Source organism: Streptococcus sp. C300 (assembly GCF_000187645.1).
GTDB classification, from domain to species: Bacteria; Bacillota; Bacilli; order Lactobacillales; family Streptococcaceae; genus Streptococcus; species Streptococcus oralis_CQ.
On sequence record NZ_GL732468.1, the window covers coordinates 32,171 to 49,749 of the forward strand.

Below are 17,579 nucleotides of genomic sequence, written 5' to 3' on the forward strand. Positions count from 1 at the left end.
GAACTAAGGATTCTCCCTCTTTGCCTGGCTCCTGAGTACCTTTAGCTTCAATCTTGCCTGTATATTCTGACTGTGGCTCTTGAACTAAGGACTCTCCCTCTTTGCCTGGTTCCTGAGTGCCTTTAGCTTCAATCTTGCCTGTATATTCTGACTGTGGCTCTTGAACTAAGGACTCTCCCTCTTTGCCTGGTTCCTGAGTGCCTTTAGCTTCAATCTTGCCTGTATATTCCGTCTGTGGTTCTTCAACTACCGACTCACCTTTTTTACTGCTTGTATTGGTACTAGATTTTGATTCTTTAAAGTAACCAACATACTCATATCCTTCAATATGAATAACACCTTTAGCCAAACCTTCATGTGTAGATGCAGAAATAGTTTGGTTATACGAAAGTAACTCTTTATTTTCAAATGCAAAGGCAGTAAAAGGTACAAAATTGCTGACGCCGATAGAGCTAATTAACAGAATACCAAGTACTTTACTACGGTGTTTCTTGGAAACTAATAGAACCGCTAGTGAGGCTGTTGCCAATCCAAGACCTGCCAAAGCAAGCTCCTTACTTCCTGTGTATGGAAGTTGTTGACTGTTAGTCTCCTTCTTGCGATAAACTACATAAATAATATCTTCATCTTGAAATTCTGTAGGAACCTCATGGCGAATCAAGGCTTTTTCAGACTCGGTCAATTCCTGCTCCGCCAGATAGCGGTAATGCACACTATGAACACCACCAATTTCATTGGCTTGCACCTTATCTACTAAAAGGGTACTGGCACCAAAAAGGAAGGCCCCGATAGCTACAGGACCTACCCCAACAGTGAGCTTACGAATAGAATATTTGGTAATTTTTTCTAGTTGATGTTTTGTCTTTTTCATTCTCATGACTTTCTGATAGAATCTTGTGGATACTGCGCACGCGCACCTCCGATTAATTTGGGACGACTAGCTAGAGCCGTTACGTGGGCGTGCCCAATCTCTCTCAAAAGAGGGCGAATCGGAACCTGAACATGCTTGACATGCATGCCAATTGCGGTATCTCCGATATCTAATCCAGCATGGGCCTTGATAAATTCAACCTCAACTGGATCCCGCATAAACTTGAAAGCTGCCAACTGACCTGAACCTCCTGCATGAAGTGTCGGAAGGACACTAACAATTTCCAGGCCAAACTGCTCTGCAACCTGACGTTCCACAACGAGGGCCCGATTGACATGTTCACAACCTTGAACGGCTAGATGAATCCCTTTTTCCTCTAGGATATCTAGAATAGTCTTCACAATGACTTCCCCAATTTCTTGACTGGATTCCTTACCAATCTGACCACCCATTACCTCACTAGAAGAAAGGCCCAAAACAAAGATAGCTCCTTGCCTCAAATTAGCCTTTTCTATTACATCTTCTACAATCTGGCTTGTTGCTCTTTGAATGTCTTTTTCCTTCATACTTGATACCTCTTTTGTCACTCTCTATCATATCTTTTTTTACTGATTTTATCAAGGCCAACTAATCATTCTGATTTTTAAAAGCAAAACTCCCAGAATAGACTGGGAGTTAGCTAATTACTATTTTATTAATGCATATTTCAACTGTCGTCCCTTTTTCGGGTGCAGAATTGATCTTCATCTGGTAATTGTCTCCAAAATGAAGTTTGAGTCGTTGGTTGACATTTTGAAGGCCAACTCCTCCACGTTTGAGCTGACTTTGACTACTATCGCTAGTAGCTTGGAAACCAACACCATCATCCTCAATGCGGATGACAACCCCTATATCCTGTCTCTGAACAGAAACTTTAATATGGCCCTGACCTTCCTTCTCCTTAATACCATGGTAAAGAGCATTTTCTACAAGAGGTTGCAACACCAACTTGGGTAAGACTAGGTTACCAAAGTCAGGATTTTCATCAATCTCATACTCCAGCTTATCACCATAGCGTTGTTTCTGGATAAAGAGGTACTGGCGAACATGATTGATTTCATCAGAAAGAGAAATCAAATCCTTTCCTTGATTGAGCGCCAAGCGGAAATAGGTTGCCAAGGACTTGGTCACCTGAACCACTCGCTGACTATCCTGAAATTCAGCCATCCAGATGATAGTGTCCAAAGTATTATAGAGGAAATGGGGGTTAATCTGGCTCGACAGTGCTTGAAGTTCATACTGCCGGGTTGCTTCTTCCTGCCTGCGCACATCTGCCATCAACTGATCAATCTGATCCAGCATGGCATTGAACTGGCGAGTCACTTCTCTCAGTTCATAGGCGCCAGCTTCCTTAGCACGCAGATTTTGTGTACCAGAAGCAATTTCCAGCATGGTTTCTCTTAGGTCCTTCAAAGGAGCAATCCAGCGTTTGAGACTGAACCACACCAAGCAGAGACAGGCAAGAAGAGATAAGGCACTAGCACCAAGCAAGGTCCACATGAGTTGACTCCGAACCTGGTCTAACTTCTCCAACGAAGACACGCCTATAACCGTCCAATCAGTACCTGTAATCTGTTCTTGACTAACGTAGGATTGATGGTCCAGCGTATAGCCCTGCCCCGTCTCGATGTAGGGTTTCATGGCCTCCATTTCACTCGCTGAGCTATAGACAGTACGTTTAGGATGGTAGACAAATTCATGGTTTTCATTGATGATAAAGGCAAAGCCCTGCTGGCCCAACTGGAGTTGGTTGAGATAGGCTTCCAGAGTTTCGTAGGAAATATCCAAACGAAGCACACCAAGATTGGCTCCCTTTGTATCAACAAGTTCCTGAGTGACAGAAATGACCCACTGACTGTCTGATTTACGAGCTGGTGTCAAAACTGGCTTAGCTCCCTGATGAATAGCCTTTTGGTACCAATCCTCAGCCATCATATCTGAGGAAGTTTTCATCTGCACACTATCATCTGTAGAAATAACCTGACCGGATTTGGTGACCAGTACCACCGTTTTCAAGTCCTGGTCTGCCTTTAAGATGGTCAAAAACAGATCTCGGATTCCCTTGGCTTGGACTTGGTTAGGATTCTCAGCATAGGCTAAGACATCCTTCTGCTGGGTCAAACTGGTAGAGGTGGTTTCTAATTTTTTGATATAAGACTGAATAAAGTGGCTAGTTTGGCTAATGGTCGTTTGGCTATTACCCTCGATAGTAGCCTCAATAGCTGATGAACTAGATTGATAATAAAAAGTCCCGACCACAGCTAGTAGAATGAGAAAGACCAGAAAGATGGAAATAACCATTCTGACTAAAAGAGAAGAACGCTTCATCGACCTTCTCCCTTCTTAAACTGTCGAGGTGTCACACCTGCAATCTGTTTAAAACGTTGGGTAAAGTAGTTCATATCTTCAAATCCAACCTTTTCGGCTATCTGGTAAATCTTTAAATCCGTGGTCAGAAGCAAGAGCTTGGCTTGTTTGACACGCTCTCTCACCAGATAATCCTGAAAAGGCAGCCCCAACTCTTTCTTAATCAAGGAGCTCAGATAAGTCGGACTAAAGCCCAATTCACTGGCTAAAGACTTTAAACTAAATTGACTATCAGCCAGATGAGACTGGATTTTCTGAGCAATATTTCCCTCAAACTTATCGGTTAATAAATCTTGTAACTGCTCTTCTTTTTCTTCCTTGTCTAGTTTTTGCTTGATTTTCCCCAACATTTCCTCAATATCCTGACGAGAAAAGGGCTTGAGCAGGTAGTCATCTACACCGAGTTTGACAGCAGACAAGGCATAATCAAAATCATCGTAACCTGTCAAAAAAACTAGGTGAACCTGAGGATAGGTTTCTCGTACCAGACTGGCCAACTGGATGCCATTTAGCTGAGGCATATTGATATCAGTTAAAATGATATCTGGCACCTGCTTTTGAATCAAGTCCCAAGCCTGCCTTCCATTTTCAGCCTGACCGATGATTTCCATATCGTAGGCTGCTACATTGACCAACTTGGTCAAGCCTTGTCTTACTAGATATTCATCCTCTACGATTAAGATTGTGTAGGTCATGCTCTGCTCCTTTGTCACTTACTAGTATCAGTATAGCAAAATTCTCCACTAACTGCTTAGGAAAGACTTCTTAATCGACATAATCTAGTAAATAGGCATAGCCTTTTTCTTCCATTTGGTCTTTGGGAATAAATCGGATAGAAAGACTATTGATACAGTAGCGCAAGCCACCCTTGTCCTGAGGCCCATCTGTAAAGACATGGCCAAGGTGAGAATCTCCAACTCGACTTCTCACTTCCATGCGCGTCATATTGTAAGACTTATCTTCCTTGTAAGTGACAACATCTGGACTAATTGGTTGGGTGAAACTAGGCCAGCCACAACCAGACTCAAACTTGTCTTTTGATGAAAAGAGGGGTTCGCCAGTTGCCACATCCACATAGATACCAGATTCGAATTTATCCCAGTAGCGGTTTGAAAAAGCTCGTTCTGTTTGATTTTTCTGGGTAACTGCATACTCCTCAGGTGACAAGGTCTTTTTCAATTCTTCATCGCTTGGTTTAGGATATTTGCTGGCATCAATGACGGGATAGGCAGCTTGATTGACATTTATATGACAGTAGCCATTTGGATTTTTCTTGAGATAGTCTTGGTGATAATCCTCCGCCACCACAAAATTCTTCAAGTTTTCCTTTTCAACTGCCAGAGGTTGGTCATATTTCTTAGCTACCTCATCAAAGACTTGGTTGATCACCTCCAAATCCTTTTCATCTGTATAATAAACGCCTGTACGATACTGGGTCCCCACATCATTTCCTTGTTTATTTTTGCTGGTTGGATTGATAATGCGGAAGTAATGAAGCAGAATTTCTTTGAGGGAAATTTGATTGGCATCATAAGTGACATGGACAGTCTCTGCATGTCCTGTTTGGTTAATCAATTCGTACTTGGTTGTTTCCCCTCTACCGTTTGCATAGCCTGAAACGGCATCTGTCACTCCGGTAACGCGTGAGAAGTATTCCTCCACTCCCCAGAAACAACCTCCAGCTAGATAAATTTCGTGCAAGTCCGCGTCTTTGCTCACTTCTGTTTTTTTCACTGTTTTTCCTCCCTGACTAACTGACGCTTTCTCAATTTGCGAGCTATCCGTCTGCCCTGCATTTCGCATCAATAGAAAATAGAAACCGCTTATGGCTAGGAGAATGACCCCTGCCAAGACAAAAAGTTTTACTCTATCATTCATAGCCTTTCTCTACCCCATTTCCTTTAATGTTTTTAAAATCATATCCTTATCCATAAAACCTGGTTGCGTTTTGACCAGCTTGCCTTCCTTGTCTATAAAGGCTTGAGTCGGGTAAGAACGAACACCATAACTTTCCAAAAGTTTGCCTGACGGATCAATTAAAACTGGAAAATTTTTATAATCCAATCCCTTGTACCAGTTCTTAAAGTCAGCTTCAGATTGTTCTCCCTTGTGGCCTGGTGACACCACTGTCAAGACCACGTAGTCATCACCAGCATCCTTAGCGATTTCGTCCGTATCTGGAAGGCTAGCCAGACAGATGGAACACCAAGAAGCCCAGAATTTGAGATAGACTTTCTTGCCTTTGTAATCAGACAAGCGATAGGTATTACCATCTACTCCTGTCAGTTCAAAATCAGCGACTTCCTGACCTTTAGTGGCAGTTTGCGAGCTGACTTGTTCTGTTTTGGATTGCTCCTTCATAGTAGACTCGTCTGCCATGTTTTTAGCCGAACAGGCTGCCAAGCAACAGATTGAGCCTACTCCAAGGAGACATGTTTGCCATTTTTTCATTTCTTTTTCCTCTCTATTCAAATAATGTAGTCAAAATGGAAGCATTCCCCAAAAGCACCAAAATTCCCATCACGATAATGAGGAAACCACCCACTTTTTTGAGGGTCCCGAGGTAGGGATGAAGTTTTCGGAAATGTTTCAAAACATAGCTGGAGGCAAGAGCTAGAACTAAAAATGGTAGCGCCAAACCCAGCGTGTAAAGCAACATGAGACCAGCTCCCTGCCAAGCACCTGAGCCACCTGAAGCCGCTAAGGCCAAAACAGACCCCAGAACCGGCCCTACACATGGCGTCCAAGCAAAACTAAAGGTCAACCCCAGTAAAAATGCCTGACTATAGCCGTTAGCGTTTTGATCCTGTCTCTTTAATTGTAGCCTTCTTTCCTTGTAGAGCCCCTGCAAATGTAAAACATCCATCTGGTGCAAGCCCAAGAGAATGATAATCGCACCCGTCACATACTGAAACCAAGAAGCATACAGCAAATTGCCTAAAAAACCAGCTCCATAGCCCAGTAAGATAAAAACAAAGGAAATCCCCGCTATAAAGGCCAAAGTTCGTAATAGACTAACGACTGAGATTGAAAATTTTCCACTAGAAGCCTGAGCATCGTTCTTATCATCCAACAAGACCCCTGCATAGACTGGCAACAAGGGTAAAATACAAGGAGAAAAGAAGGAAAGAATTCCAGCAAGAAAAACACTGATAAAAAAGATTGCATTGTCCATTGCCTTCCTCCATTCTTTGATTTGATAGGTCTATTATATCCCCAAAACTCCAGAAAAAACAGGGACGATGATAGGGAAAAATAGGAATTTAATCAGTTTATTTAGAAATCTGGCACAAAAAAAAAGCCAGACAAGGTCTGACTTTGGTAGAAACAGAAAAGAGAATCACCTGTCTCCCCTACTTATCTGGTAATAAATAAGGTCCGCAACGTAGTCTTTTCTCTCCACACCATTGGCAATGGTTTTTAGATAAGACATTCCCGCTTTTTCCATCACACGGCCTGAAGCTGGGTTGACACTAGCATATCGAGCTCTTGCCTTTTGAAAACCTGCTTGAGTAAAACAAAAGTCTAACACAGCTTTCAAGGCCTCCGTCATCATACCACGGCCCCAAAAGTTTTTTCCTAAAACATACCCAATTTCACAACTTGAATCAGTCTCATTCATCTCAACGATGCTGATATCTCCTATCACATGCTCAGGGTTTTCTTTGAGACAAATGGCCCATTTGTAATAGTTGGGATTAGTATAGGATGCAACCCAATTTCGAATCGAATTCCGAGTCACCTCAACATCAGGATGAGGATCCCAGGTGACATAGGTCAGATTCTCAGCAGACGAAGCCCAATTTTGAAACATGGCTTCCGCATCACTCTCCACAAATCTTCTCAAGATTAATCGGTCTGTCTGTAACATTTGCGTACCGATTGCTTTCATAATGTTACCTCGCTTTCTCATTTCTAGGCTCAGGGTAAAAAGACTATACTCAGTAATAGCTAGGAAACAAGTGTTTTATCTAATCCCTTGACGCAGTCGCTGTCTGGTTTGAAATGCGCTTTACCAAGCTTTTTCAAACCTAGTCATCGTTGCGGGGGTGAGACAAGGAAAATCGAACTCTTAGAGTTACCGAATCTTCTTCGCTTTCCCATTTCTAGGCTCAGGGTAAAAAGACTATACTTAGTAACAGCTAGAAAACAAGTTTTTCATCTAGTTACTTGACGCAGTCGCTGTCTGGTTTGAAATGCGCTTTACAAAGCTTTTTCAAACCTAGTCATCGTTGCGGGGGTGAGACAAGGAAAATCGAACTCTTCGAGTTACCAAATCTGCCTCGCTTTCTCATTTCTAGACTCGGGCTAAAAAAGTTCCCCGGACCTTCCTCGCTTTCTCGTTTCCAGGCTCGGGGTAAAAACCTCCACTGGAGGTTTTTACTCCCAAAAGTCATCAAATACGGTGATTGGTAGGTGGCGTTTGTGTTGGCCTTTGTACCACCAGTTTTCGATAGTCGCTTGGGCTTCTGGGCTGATTATTTTGCCTTCGAGGTAGTCATCAATTTCATTGTAAGTGACTCCGAGGGCTATTTCGTCAGCAAGTCCAGGTTTGTCTTCTTCTAGGTCTGCTGTTGGGATTTTTTCATAAAGGACTGGGTCTGCACCAAGTTCCTTCAAGAGTTGTTTTCCTTGGCGTTTATTGAGGCGATAAAGAGGAAGAATATCCGCACCACCGTCACCAAACTTGGTAAAAAAGCCTGTGATATTTTCCGCAGCATGGTCTGTTCCAATGACCGCTCCGCTATGGGCACCCGCAAGGGCATATTGGGCAATCATACGGCTACGCGCCTTGATATTTCCCTTGTTGAAGTCTGAAACAGGACTTCCTGTCGCTTCAACTGCTGCTGTCATAGCATCAGCTGATTCCTTGATATTTACAACTAGACTGACATCTGGCTGGATGAAAGCAAGAGCTTTTTGAGCATCTGCTTCATCAGCTTGCACGCCATATGGCAGGCGGACAGCAATAAATTGGTAGCTGTCATCTCCTGTCTCTGCTCGCATTTCTTCCATAGCTAATTGCGCCAAGCGCCCTGCCAAGGTTGAGTCTTGTCCTCCAGAAATCCCTAGTACAAAGGTTTTAAGGAAGGGGTGTTTTTTTAAGTATCTTTTTAAGAAGTCAATCGAACGACGAATTTCTTCCTGGGCATCAATCACTGGTTTGACGCCCAGTTGCTGGATAATGGTCTCTTGCAAACTCATTCTTCTTCTCCTTCACCAAGGGCTTCTTTGCGCATCTTATCAATCAAGTCCATCTTATCTTGCCAAATATCACGGGCCAAATCTACTGGGTAATGTTGCGGATTGAGCACGCGCTTGTATTCATCCCATAGCTTGTCAAATTCCTTACGGGCATAATCCTGAATCTCAGTCAAACTAGGCAGGTTGTAGACTAATGTTCCTTCTTTGAAAATATCCACCAAGAGAGGAACGGCATCAAAATTACGAACGGTCTTTTTGATGTAGGTATAAGTCGGATGGAACATCTTGATTTCTGTCATGTCACTCACATCCACACCATCATAAGTAATGTAGTCCCCTTCTGACTTGCCTTTTTCACGGCTGGTAATGCGCCATACCTGCTTCTTACCTGGGGTCGATACTTTTTCAGCATTACTTGAAAGCTTGATGGTATTGCGCATCTTACCAGTTTCATCTTCGATAGCCACAATCTTATAAACCGCTCCAAGGGCTGGCTGGTCATAGGCTGTAATCAGCTTGGTACCCACCCCCCAAACGTCAATCTTAGCGTGTTGCATTTTGAGGTTAAGGATGGTATTTTCATCGAGGTCATTGGAAGCGTAAATTTTGGCATCTGGATATCCAGCCTCATCTAACTGTTGGCGAACTTTCTTGGAAATGTAGGCAATATCCCCAGAGTCGATACGAACGCCTTTAAAATTGATCTTATCACCCAACTCACGCGCTACCTGAATGGCAGCTGGCACACCGATACGCAACGTATCATAAGTATCTACTAGAAAGACACAGTCACGATGGGTTGAAGCATAGGCCTTGAAGGCTTCATAGTCGTTTCCATAAACCTGTACCAAGGCATGGGCATGAGTCCCCAAGACTGGAATACCAAAGAGCTTCCCGGCACGCACATTGCTGGTTCCATTAGCGCCACCAATCACAGCTGCGCGTGTTCCCCAAATAGCCGCATCCATTTCTTGTGCACGACGTGTCCCGAACTCCATCAAGGGTTCATCTTCGATAACCGAACGAATACGTGCTGCCTTGGTCGCTATCAAGGTTTGAAAGTTAACGATGTTCAAGAGAGCCGTTTCGACCAACTGGCATTGGGCTAGAGGGCCTTCAACTTGAACAATTGGCTCATTAGCAAAAACCAAGTCCCCTTCTTGGGCAGAACGAACCGTCAACTCCAACTTGAGATTGCGGAGGTAGTCTAAGAATGCCCCATGATAGCCAAGCGACTCCAAGTAGGCAATATCGCTATCTGAAAAGCGCAAGTCTTTAAGATAATGTACAATTCTTTCCAAACCAGCAAAAACTGCATAACCGTTCTGAAAAGGTTGCTGACGGAAATAAACTTCAAAGACCGCCTTTTTATTGTGAATTCCTTGGTCAAAGTAAACTTGCATCATGTTAATCTGGTACAAGTCCGTGTGCAATGTCAAACTATCATCTGGATACATCTGTTTTCCTTCTTCCTACTTTACAAAGGTATGAACGTATTCTACCACTTTCACACCATCCGATAAATTAGTACTATTATAACACATTTTACTGAGATTGATAAAAAGCTAACAAGCTATTCTCCATTCTCCAGTTCATCCATATCTTGCTCAAACTTTTTTTGAGCCCATTCGCCATAACTTTTAAGCCCAAGATTGCCGATAAAAACCCAAGGAAGGTAAATCAGATAAGTAATAACCCAAGCAGACAAATATTTAAGGTTCAGAGGATTGTGCTGATAAATTTCGATATTGAATTGATAATTCTGCAACATCAAAAGAGTCGTAATAGCGAGAGTTACCAGCAAACACCCTCCAATCGTAAAATGAAAACGACTATAGTAGTTCACACCCAAATCTCGAGCACGGCCGAAAAAGTAAGAAGTTCCAATAATGATAATGATGAGAATCATTATCGGATTAAAAAGACTTGGTGCTAATACTGTAATCATATAAGATAAAAGCAAGAAAGCTATAGAGATATAGAAACTTTCAGCCCCCGCTTTATTCATCAGTTGTTCTTCTCTTTCGTCTAATAATTGATAATAAAAAAATCTATTTTTCATCTTCTTCCTCCCAAAATAATTGATCTAAAGTTTTGCCTAAGCATCTGCAAATGGACTGGCAAAGGGAGAGACTAGGATTGTATTTCCCAGCTTCAATCAGACCAATAGTCTGCCTAGTAACACCCACAGCCTCTGCCAAATCCCCTTGTGTTAAATCAAGCTCAACACGAGCTAATTTTAATTTTAAATTTTTAGCCACTAGCGTCCTCCTTCACATTTTTAAAAAGTTGCGCTTCTTTTAAAAACATTATACCATATATCTAACTTAATGCAATATATAAATGTCATTTTGTAAGATTTTATTAACAAAAAACTCTCTACCATCTTACATGATAAAGAGTATTCGTTCTTTTTTGATACTTAGCTAAGTTTCTCTCCAAAAGAAAGAAGTCTAGGTCACAAATCTTTTTGGTAATAGTGTCTCTGCCCTGTGTAGGGATAATCTTGCAAGGTAAAGACTTCCTTGTAGCCATGGCTTATATAAAAATTTGGCGCTTGAAACTGGTAAGTATTCACGAAAGAAAAACGACAGTTTCGATTCTTGGCTTCATTTTCTGCTCGCTGCAATAGTTTTGAACCAATTCTTTGTCCCCGTAATTCCTCTTTCACAAATAAATACTCGATTTCCAACCAGTTTCCGAAAGTCTCAGCTACTAAGCCCGCCATGAGATTGCCCTTTTCGTCTTCGAGATAAAGATTCAGTGGCTCGCTCTCAACCTCTTCTCTTTTGGAACGATTATAAGCACGAATCAAATCCCCTATTTCTTGCGCTTTAAGCGATTCCTTATTTTCCAATCTAACGTGCATTCAAACCTCCTAATAAACTGCTACAACTTGATTATAGTCATATTTCAATAAACTGTCAAACTAGCAAAAACTCACCAAACAGAGTTGATGAGTTCATGATTTATTTTCTAAATTTCCACTGACTATAAATCCCAAAAACAAAGATCCAGATAGCAGAACCAACTGCCCCCATGAAGGTAGACTCTTGCAAAAAGAGAGTCACGAAAACAAAGACAAAAAAGAGAATGGTTAGGGGATTAAGCAAGCGATACTGAGGCATAAGGTAGCCATCAGCCATGAAGTCTTGTGACTTGCGGTATTTGAGATGGGCCACCATAATCAAGATATAAATCGCGATGTAAACACCTGATGAGGATGCGGTGATCAAAGCAAAGGCATCTGAAACACCTGGTAGCACATTGATAAAGGCAGCGAGAGCAATCAAGATTGCTGAGGCAATGATGGCATTTTGTGGAACATTGTGACGAGAAAGGGTATCGACCTTGATGGCCTTTAAGAAACGATTTGGCGAATCATGGGCAATCTGATATAAGTGTCTCCCTGTTGAGTAGAGAGTTGAGTTAAGCGCAGACGCTGCTGAGGTCAAGACAACAAAGTTGATTAGAGCCGCTGCCCACTTGATCCCTGCCAGTTCAAAAACCGTTACAAATGGAGAATCTGAAGAATTAAGATAAGACCAAGGAATAATGGCCATAATCGCAATGAGAGCTCCCCCATAGAAGAAGATAATTCTGAGAGGAATTTCCTTAACAGCTTTAGGTAAGACCTGACGAGGGTTCTTTGTTTCAGAAGTTGTCACCCCGATAAACTCAATCATCAGATAGGCAAAAAATACCATTTGAAAGGCCATGACAAAGTTCATAACTCCGTTTGGAAAAAGAGAGAACTGGTCGCTGATATTTGCCAAACTTGCAACACCATGCGGTGTCTTAAAGCCTGTCAAAACCATAAAAATCCCAGTGGCAATCATGGCTAAAATCGCCACAATCTTGACCATAGCAAACCAAAACTCGACTTCTCCAAAAAGCTTAACTGCAATCAGGTTGACCAAAGCCAAAATCGTTAAAAAGACAAGCTGAATCATCCAGCTAGGCCATGTGGGAAACCAGAAGCGGACATAGTCTGAGATGGCAGTGATTTCTGCCATACCGATAAAGACAACTGACAGCCAATAAGACCAAACTGAGAAATATCCCCAGCCTTTCCCCAAATGACGGGTGATAAAGTTGATAAAGGTATGTTGTTCTGGATCCTGATACAGCATCTCTCCAACAGCCCTCATCATCAAAAACATAAAGGCTCCTGTAATCATGTAAATCAGAATGATCGAAGGTCCAGTAAGGCTGATAGAGCGACCAGCACCTAGGAAAAGTCCTGTTCCGATTGTTCCCGCAATGGCCATCACCTGAACATGGCGATTGGTTAATCCACGCTCCATTTTGTTTTTCTTCTTATTTTCACTCATATAGTCTCCTTTTTATCCAAAAAACCAAAAAGGAGTTGAGCAAGGCAAAACCTTCACTACTCCTTTTTCATCCTATTTAGGCTGTTTTCTCAACCTTTAAGATTTTGACATCATAGCTACCAACTGGTGTTTCAATCGTTGCAGTATCGCCAGTCTTCTTGCCAATTAGAGCACGGCCAATCGGACTTTCATTTGAGACTTTACCAGCAAAAGCATCTGCACCTGCAGAACCGACGATGATGTAGACCTCTTCTTCGTCTTCACCGACTTCTTGGATTGTTACTGTTTTACCGATTGCTACCTCATCTTGGGCAACTGCATCGCTATTAACAATTTCAGCATAACGAATCTTTGTTTCTAGACTTGAAATTTGACCTTCAACAAAAGCTTGTTCATCTTTCGCTGCTTCATACTCACTATTTTCTGAAAGGTCTCCATAGGAACGAGCAATCTTGATACGCTCTACGACTTCGGGACGACGGACGAGTTTCAACTCCTCTAATTCTTTTTCTAGTTTTTCCTTTTCTTCAAGGGTCATTGGGTAAGTTTTTTCTGCCATTTTTTTAACTTTCTTTTCTATTTACTTTTTTAAAACAAAATTATGTGGAAAACCACATAATTTTAGTTTGAACTACTTGCTTGAGGTAACTTGCTATTGATATGCTCTGCAACGTTTTGATCATGTTCTTCTTTTGTTGTTGCAAAGTATACTTTACCATCTTCAACATTGGCTACAAAGTACAAGTACTCACTCTTTGTCTGGTTTACACTTGCTTCAATCGCATCCGAACTTGGGCTATCAACCGGTCCAGGCATGAGGCCAAGATGTGTGTAAACATTGTATGGTGAATCAATCGTTGTATCAATTCCAGCGTCATCTGCTAAACTAATCTTTTGACCAAGTTTTCCTTGAGCATATAGGATAGCGATATTACTTTGAAGTGGCATACCGGCATTCAAGCGGTTATAGAAGACACCTGCGATTTTCTTGCGGTCTTCGGTCTTAGCTCCTTCTTTTTCGACAAGAGAAGCAATGCTGAGCAATTCATTAACTGTCAGATTCTTTTCTTTGATCGTAGCGTAATATGGTGACATAGCCTTATCCATAGCAGCCACCATCTCATCAATCAAACTTTCAACAGTTGTACTGTCTTTGATTGTATAGGTCGCTGGGAAAAGGTAGCCTTCAAGACGATAACGAACGCCACTATCTTTTGTTGGAAGACTTCCAAGTAGGTTTGGATACTTGGCTACTAATTGTGAGATAAAGGTCTCATCTTGAGCTTTTGCCAAGAAAGCATCCGCAGTAAGAGGTTCTTTAAATTCACCTTGAAGTTGTCCTACTGTTTGAGCGATTTGCTCTAATGTATAGCCTTCTGGAATGGTCAAGTTTGAAAGAACAGGTGCCTGAGCTTCAGGAGTCCCACCTTTTTGCAATTCTTGAATCAACTCATCCGTACTCATACTCTTCTTCAAGTTATAATAACCTGACTTCAAGTTGGCATGGCTATAGTATTTAGCATAAAGACTAAAGATAAGTCCATGTTTAACCAGACCAGATTTTTCCAAGGTGCTTCCAATTTCTTGAACGTTTGCTCCGTCTGGGATTTGAACCGTTACATAGTCCTTAGAGCTCGCATCAACAGGTTTCAAAGAATCTTGAACGTAACCATAACCAAAGTAACCACCGACTGCAACGAGTACTAGGAGAACTAGAACTGTTACTAGGCAACCTTTGGCTTTTGATTTTTTCTTTTTCTTAGTTGATGTTGCACCTTGACGACGACTACGACGTGGAGCATCAGCTAATCCACTGGTAGATTCTGTAGAAACAGGCTCAACTCTTTCAGGCATTCCTGGGGTGATTTCCTCTTTCTTATCTTCTGTTTTATAGGTTACGGCTACCTTAGTCGGAGTATCGTTAAATTCTTTTTCTTCGGGTTTAAGCTCAACTGGTTCTACCTTAGGTTGAACAGTTTCCACTACAGGTTCTTCAGCCAGATGAATCGGCTCTACTAGAGGTTCGTCAGATTCTACAACTTCAATCTTATCGATGATTGGCTGTCTAATCTCTTTCTCTTCTTGTCCATCCGTTTCATCAGTTCTAGCACTTGAAAGTGGAGGAACACTTGGTGCATTTTTTAGGATTTTATCGACAACAGATAGGGAATCAGCCATCAACTCCTCTGTTGATGTTTCTGGTTCAAGATCTGAAGGAGTTGCTGAACTAGCTTGAGATGATGAAGCCGTCAGATTTGGAATCTCTACTTCTTTCTCTCTTCTATCTTGTTCTTTTACTCTTTCTAAATCACGTAGAATCTGCTCTTTAAAGCTTAATTTTTCTTCTTCTCTTGATTTTTCAGTCAAAAGCATTACCTCCTTGTTGACAATCCCTAATATTATATCTTAAAAGTCGTAGAAAAGCAACCAACTAGGGCATTCCCTAGCTAGTTTTATTGATTTTCAGGCTGCCAGACCATATCATACCATGTTTCCCCAGCAAAGTTTGACTGGGATATTCCTTCATTAACAAAGCCGTGCTTTTCATAATAGGCGATAAGGTAATCATGACATGTCAGATTAATGCCCTCTCGCTCATGTTCTAAAGCGACTTCTTTCAAAGCCCTTAATAGTCTTTTCCCCACTCCCAAAGCTTGTGCTTCCTTGGCAATAGATAGGCAAGTCACAGAAATATAACCTCCAGGTTGATGGCTATAGTCTTTTATTTCTTCTGTAAATGACTGATCATGTAGATGGCGGTGTGGGACGACTGGACCTTCGATATAACCAAGAATACGACCCTCTTTTTCAGCTACGAGAAAACTGGTCTGAATTTCCTGCAAATGCGCCTCAAAGACCGAACGAGGAATGGCTTCCTCCAGTGAAAAATTCTCCAGCTCTATCTCTATAATCCGATCTAAATCCGAAAATCTTGCTTGTCTGATTTTCATATTTCCTCCTGATAAAAAGGATTTTCCCAAATCAGATACCATTCAGAGCCACTGCCATAATGACTCTCGGTCACTTCTTCTTCAACAAAGCCATTCATTTCAAAATATGATAGTAGTTCATCAGGACTCTGCAAAAGAATACCTTGATAATCTAGTTCGACTGTCACCTGTTTCAAGGCTGCAAGAAGAAGAGTTCCCAGCCCCTGTCCCCAATGGTCAGGATGAATAGTCAAGGATTTTACTTCTATCCATTTGGGATGAATAGACTGAGCTTCTCCCAAAACATAGCCCAAGAGCTGATTTTCATCCCCAGCTACAAGAAAGGTACCCGCAGTCTTGCGGATACTCTCTTCTAAGGATTGGAGGCTAAGTGACTCTTCTGATGAAGGATTGGCTTCTTCAATCGCCAACATTTCTTCTAAATCTGATAAGGTAGCTTGCCTTATAGTGATTGGAATTTCCATCTGTTTTCCTTATTGGACGTTGCTTGTCAAGTTAGACAAGAGACGTTCAAATGAATATTCATAGGTTTGGATGTCTCCTGCACCCATAAAGACGTAAACAGCATTGTCATGGTCTAGGAGTGGAGAGACATTTTCAACAGTGATAACCTGGTGTTTCTTGTTGATTTTATTGGCTAAGTCTTCTACTTTGACATCACCATGGTCCACTTCACGGGCTGATCCATAGATTTGCGCTAGGTAGACGGCGTCTGCTTGATTCAAAGCATGGGCAAATTCGTCCAACAAGGCAATGGTTCTTGTAAAGGTATGCGGTTGGAAGATTGCCACGATTTCCTTGCTTGGATATTTCTGACGAGCCGCATCCAAGGTTGCAATGATTTCTGTTGGATGGTGGGCAAAGTCATCAATAATCACTGTATCATTGACGATTTTTTCAGTGAAACGACGCTTAACACCGGCAAATGTTTTCAAGTGTTCACGCACTAAGTTCAAATCAAAACCTGCTGTGTAAAGCAATCCGATAACAGCTGTCGCATTCATGATATTGTGACGACCAAAGGTTGGAATGTGGAATTGACCCAACTCTTGACCACGGAAATGAACGGTGAATGTTGAACCAGTCGTAGAACGAAGAAGATCGCTAGCTACAAAGTCATTGCCCTCAGCTTCAAAACCATAGTAATAGATTGGCGCATTGGCTGTGATTTTACGCAACTCAGCATCCTCACCGTATACAAACAAACCTTTAGTAATTTGTTTGGCATAGTCGTTAAAGGCATTGAAAACATCCTCTAGACTTGTAAAGTAGTCTGGATGGTCAAAGTCAATGTTGGTGATGATAGAGTATTCTGGGTGGTAAGGCATGAAGTGACGCTCATATTCGTCTGATTCAAAGACAAAATATTTGGCATTTGCTGAGCCGCGACCTGTCCCGTCACCAATCAAGAAGCTGGTATCTGTGATGTGAGACAAGACGTGTGACAACATACCTGTTGTTGAAGTTTTTCCATGAGCTCCTGCCACTCCCATGCTGACAAAGTCGCGCATAAAGCTACCTAGGAATTCATGGTAACGTTTGTAGCTGATACCATTTTGATCCGCATAGGCGATTTCAACATTGTTATCTGGACGGAAAGCATTCCCCGCGATAATCTCCACATCACCTTGTAGGTTTTTTTCATCAAAAGGAAGAATCGCAATCCCTGCCTGTTCTAGTCCACGTTGAGTAAAGTAGTATTTTTCAACGTCTGAACCTTGAACCTTGTGTCCCATTTGGTGCAACATCAAGGCTAGGGCACTCATCCCTGATCCCTTGATTCCAATAAAATGATATGTTTTTGACATGCTT

General features: G+C 41.9%; 19 protein-coding genes. All 19 read right to left on the minus strand.

Annotation, left to right across the window (positions count from 1 at the left end):
• Positions 1-871 (minus strand): YSIRK signal domain/LPXTG anchor domain surface protein (locus HMPREF0849_RS06460; protein ID WP_000751439.1); only part of this gene is annotated, 871 nt, incomplete at its 3' end.
• A gap of 2 nt (positions 872-873) precedes the next feature.
• Positions 874-1,437: a TIGR01440 family protein gene (locus HMPREF0849_RS06465; protein ID WP_000659502.1), complete on the minus strand. Its 564-nt coding sequence runs from the start codon at positions 1,435-1,437 to the stop codon at positions 874-876.
• A 109-nt stretch (positions 1,438-1,546) separates the two neighbouring features.
• Positions 1,547-3,238 (minus strand): cache domain-containing sensor histidine kinase, encoded by a 1,692-nt coding sequence (locus tag HMPREF0849_RS06470; protein WP_000831103.1) that lies wholly within the window; start codon positions 3,236-3,238, stop codon positions 1,547-1,549.
• Complete coding sequence (locus tag HMPREF0849_RS06475) at positions 3,235-3,972, minus strand: response regulator transcription factor (protein WP_000222606.1); 738 nt, start codon at positions 3,970-3,972, stop codon at positions 3,235-3,237. Before HMPREF0849_RS06475 ends, HMPREF0849_RS06470 begins: the two co-directional genes overlap by 4 nt.
• A 70-nt stretch (positions 3,973-4,042) precedes the next feature.
• Positions 4,043-5,155, minus strand: a complete 1,113-nt coding sequence (gene msrB / locus HMPREF0849_RS06480; RefSeq protein ID WP_000999904.1) for a peptide-methionine (R)-S-oxide reductase MsrB — start codon at positions 5,153-5,155, stop codon at positions 4,043-4,045.
• A gap of 9 nt (positions 5,156-5,164) precedes the next feature.
• The gene (locus HMPREF0849_RS06485; RefSeq protein WP_000759246.1) at positions 5,165-5,728 is read right to left on the minus strand and encodes a redoxin family protein; all 564 of its coding nucleotides are present in this window, start codon (positions 5,726-5,728) and stop codon (positions 5,165-5,167) included.
• 13 nt (positions 5,729-5,741) lie between these two features.
• Positions 5,742-6,452 (minus strand): thiol-disulfide oxidoreductase-associated membrane protein CcdA2, encoded by a 711-nt coding sequence (gene ccdA2, locus HMPREF0849_RS06490; RefSeq protein WP_000367929.1) that lies wholly within the window; start codon positions 6,450-6,452, stop codon positions 5,742-5,744.
• A 165-nt stretch (positions 6,453-6,617) separates the two neighbouring features.
• Entirely contained in the window at positions 6,618-7,169 is a 552-nt protein-coding gene (locus HMPREF0849_RS06495; RefSeq protein WP_000643824.1) for a GNAT family N-acetyltransferase, read from the minus strand.
• A gap of 488 nt (positions 7,170-7,657) precedes the next feature.
• Positions 7,658-8,482, minus strand: coding sequence for an ammonia-dependent NAD(+) synthetase (gene nadE, locus HMPREF0849_RS06500; RefSeq protein WP_000058060.1), 825 nt, complete (start codon positions 8,480-8,482; stop codon positions 7,658-7,660).
• On the minus strand, positions 8,479-9,939 hold the full coding sequence (locus tag HMPREF0849_RS06505) for a nicotinate phosphoribosyltransferase (protein WP_000283149.1): 1,461 nt from the start codon (positions 9,937-9,939) through the stop codon (positions 8,479-8,481). Before HMPREF0849_RS06505 ends, nadE begins: the two co-directional genes overlap by 4 nt.
• Before the next feature lie 116 nt (positions 9,940-10,055).
• Complete coding sequence (locus tag HMPREF0849_RS06510) at positions 10,056-10,544, minus strand: DUF6773 family protein (protein ID WP_000797158.1); 489 nt, start codon at positions 10,542-10,544, stop codon at positions 10,056-10,058.
• Positions 10,534-10,743 (minus strand): helix-turn-helix transcriptional regulator, encoded by a 210-nt coding sequence (locus tag HMPREF0849_RS06515; protein WP_001107495.1) that lies wholly within the window; start codon positions 10,741-10,743, stop codon positions 10,534-10,536. Before HMPREF0849_RS06515 ends, HMPREF0849_RS06510 begins: the two co-directional genes overlap by 11 nt.
• Positions 10,744-10,940: 197 nt before the next feature.
• Positions 10,941-11,351 (minus strand): GNAT family N-acetyltransferase, encoded by a 411-nt coding sequence (locus HMPREF0849_RS06520; RefSeq protein WP_000558480.1) that lies wholly within the window; start codon positions 11,349-11,351, stop codon positions 10,941-10,943.
• 100 nt (positions 11,352-11,451) lie between these two features.
• Positions 11,452-12,816 carry an amino acid permease gene (locus tag HMPREF0849_RS06525; RefSeq protein WP_001293565.1) on the minus strand — a complete coding sequence of 455 codons (1,365 nt, stop codon included), beginning with the start codon at positions 12,814-12,816 and terminating at the stop codon, positions 11,452-11,454.
• Positions 12,817-12,892: 76 nt separating this feature from the next.
• Complete coding sequence (gene greA / locus HMPREF0849_RS06530; protein ID WP_000818765.1) at positions 12,893-13,375, minus strand: transcription elongation factor GreA; 483 nt, start codon at positions 13,373-13,375, stop codon at positions 12,893-12,895.
• Between the two features lie 62 nt (positions 13,376-13,437).
• Entirely contained in the window at positions 13,438-15,189 is a 1,752-nt protein-coding gene (gene mltG / locus HMPREF0849_RS06535; RefSeq protein ID WP_000927563.1) for an endolytic transglycosylase MltG, read from the minus strand.
• An 80-nt stretch (positions 15,190-15,269) separates the two neighbouring features.
• Complete coding sequence (locus HMPREF0849_RS06540; protein ID WP_000702418.1) at positions 15,270-15,767, minus strand: GNAT family N-acetyltransferase; 498 nt, start codon at positions 15,765-15,767, stop codon at positions 15,270-15,272.
• Entirely contained in the window at positions 15,764-16,231 is a 468-nt protein-coding gene (locus HMPREF0849_RS06545) for a GNAT family N-acetyltransferase (protein ID WP_000405310.1), read from the minus strand. Before HMPREF0849_RS06545 ends, HMPREF0849_RS06540 begins: the two co-directional genes overlap by 4 nt.
• Positions 16,232-16,240: 9 nt before the next feature.
• Positions 16,241-17,575 carry a UDP-N-acetylmuramate--L-alanine ligase gene (gene murC, locus HMPREF0849_RS06550; RefSeq protein ID WP_000048076.1) on the minus strand — a complete coding sequence of 445 codons (1,335 nt, stop codon included), beginning with the start codon at positions 17,573-17,575 and terminating at the stop codon, positions 16,241-16,243.
• Positions 17,576-17,579: the final 4 nt, after the last annotated feature.

What these genes read in the sequence shown, in the direction of transcription:
- HMPREF0849_RS06520 (WP_000558480.1), bottom strand. Translation starts at nt 11,351, where the DNA reads ATGCACGTTAGATTGGAAAATAAGGAATCGCTTAAAGCGCAAGAAATA.
- greA (WP_000818765.1), bottom strand. Translation starts at nt 13,375, where the DNA reads ATGGCAGAAAAAACTTACCCAATGACCCTTGAAGAAAAGGAAAAACTA.
- HMPREF0849_RS06465 (WP_000659502.1), bottom strand. Translation starts at nt 1,437, where the DNA reads ATGAAGGAAAAAGACATTCAAAGAGCAACAAGCCAGATTGTAGAAGAT.
- HMPREF0849_RS06470 (WP_000831103.1), bottom strand. Translation starts at nt 3,238, where the DNA reads ATGAAGCGTTCTTCTCTTTTAGTCAGAATGGTTATTTCCATCTTTCTG.
- HMPREF0849_RS06510 (WP_000797158.1), bottom strand. Translation starts at nt 10,544, where the DNA reads ATGAAAAATAGATTTTTTTATTATCAATTATTAGACGAAAGAGAAGAA.
- HMPREF0849_RS06475 (WP_000222606.1), bottom strand. Translation starts at nt 3,972, where the DNA reads ATGACCTACACAATCTTAATCGTAGAGGATGAATATCTAGTAAGACAA.
- murC (WP_000048076.1), bottom strand. Translation starts at nt 17,575, where the DNA reads ATGTCAAAAACATATCATTTTATTGGAATCAAGGGATCAGGGATGAGT.
- HMPREF0849_RS06505 (WP_000283149.1), bottom strand. Translation starts at nt 9,939, where the DNA reads ATGTATCCAGATGATAGTTTGACATTGCACACGGACTTGTACCAGATT.
- msrB (WP_000999904.1), bottom strand. Translation starts at nt 5,155, where the DNA reads ATGAATGATAGAGTAAAACTTTTTGTCTTGGCAGGGGTCATTCTCCTA.
- HMPREF0849_RS06545 (WP_000405310.1), bottom strand. Translation starts at nt 16,231, where the DNA reads ATGGAAATTCCAATCACTATAAGGCAAGCTACCTTATCAGATTTAGAA.
- HMPREF0849_RS06525 (WP_001293565.1), bottom strand. Translation starts at nt 12,816, where the DNA reads ATGAGTGAAAATAAGAAGAAAAACAAAATGGAGCGTGGATTAACCAAT.
- HMPREF0849_RS06495 (WP_000643824.1), bottom strand. Translation starts at nt 7,169, where the DNA reads ATGAAAGCAATCGGTACGCAAATGTTACAGACAGACCGATTAATCTTG.
- mltG (WP_000927563.1), bottom strand. Translation starts at nt 15,189, where the DNA reads ATGCTTTTGACTGAAAAATCAAGAGAAGAAGAAAAATTAAGCTTTAAA.
- ccdA2 (WP_000367929.1), bottom strand. Translation starts at nt 6,452, where the DNA reads ATGGACAATGCAATCTTTTTTATCAGTGTTTTTCTTGCTGGAATTCTT.
- HMPREF0849_RS06485 (WP_000759246.1), bottom strand. Translation starts at nt 5,728, where the DNA reads ATGAAAAAATGGCAAACATGTCTCCTTGGAGTAGGCTCAATCTGTTGC.
- nadE (WP_000058060.1), bottom strand. Translation starts at nt 8,482, where the DNA reads ATGAGTTTGCAAGAGACCATTATCCAGCAACTGGGCGTCAAACCAGTG.
- HMPREF0849_RS06540 (WP_000702418.1), bottom strand. Translation starts at nt 15,767, where the DNA reads ATGAAAATCAGACAAGCAAGATTTTCGGATTTAGATCGGATTATAGAG.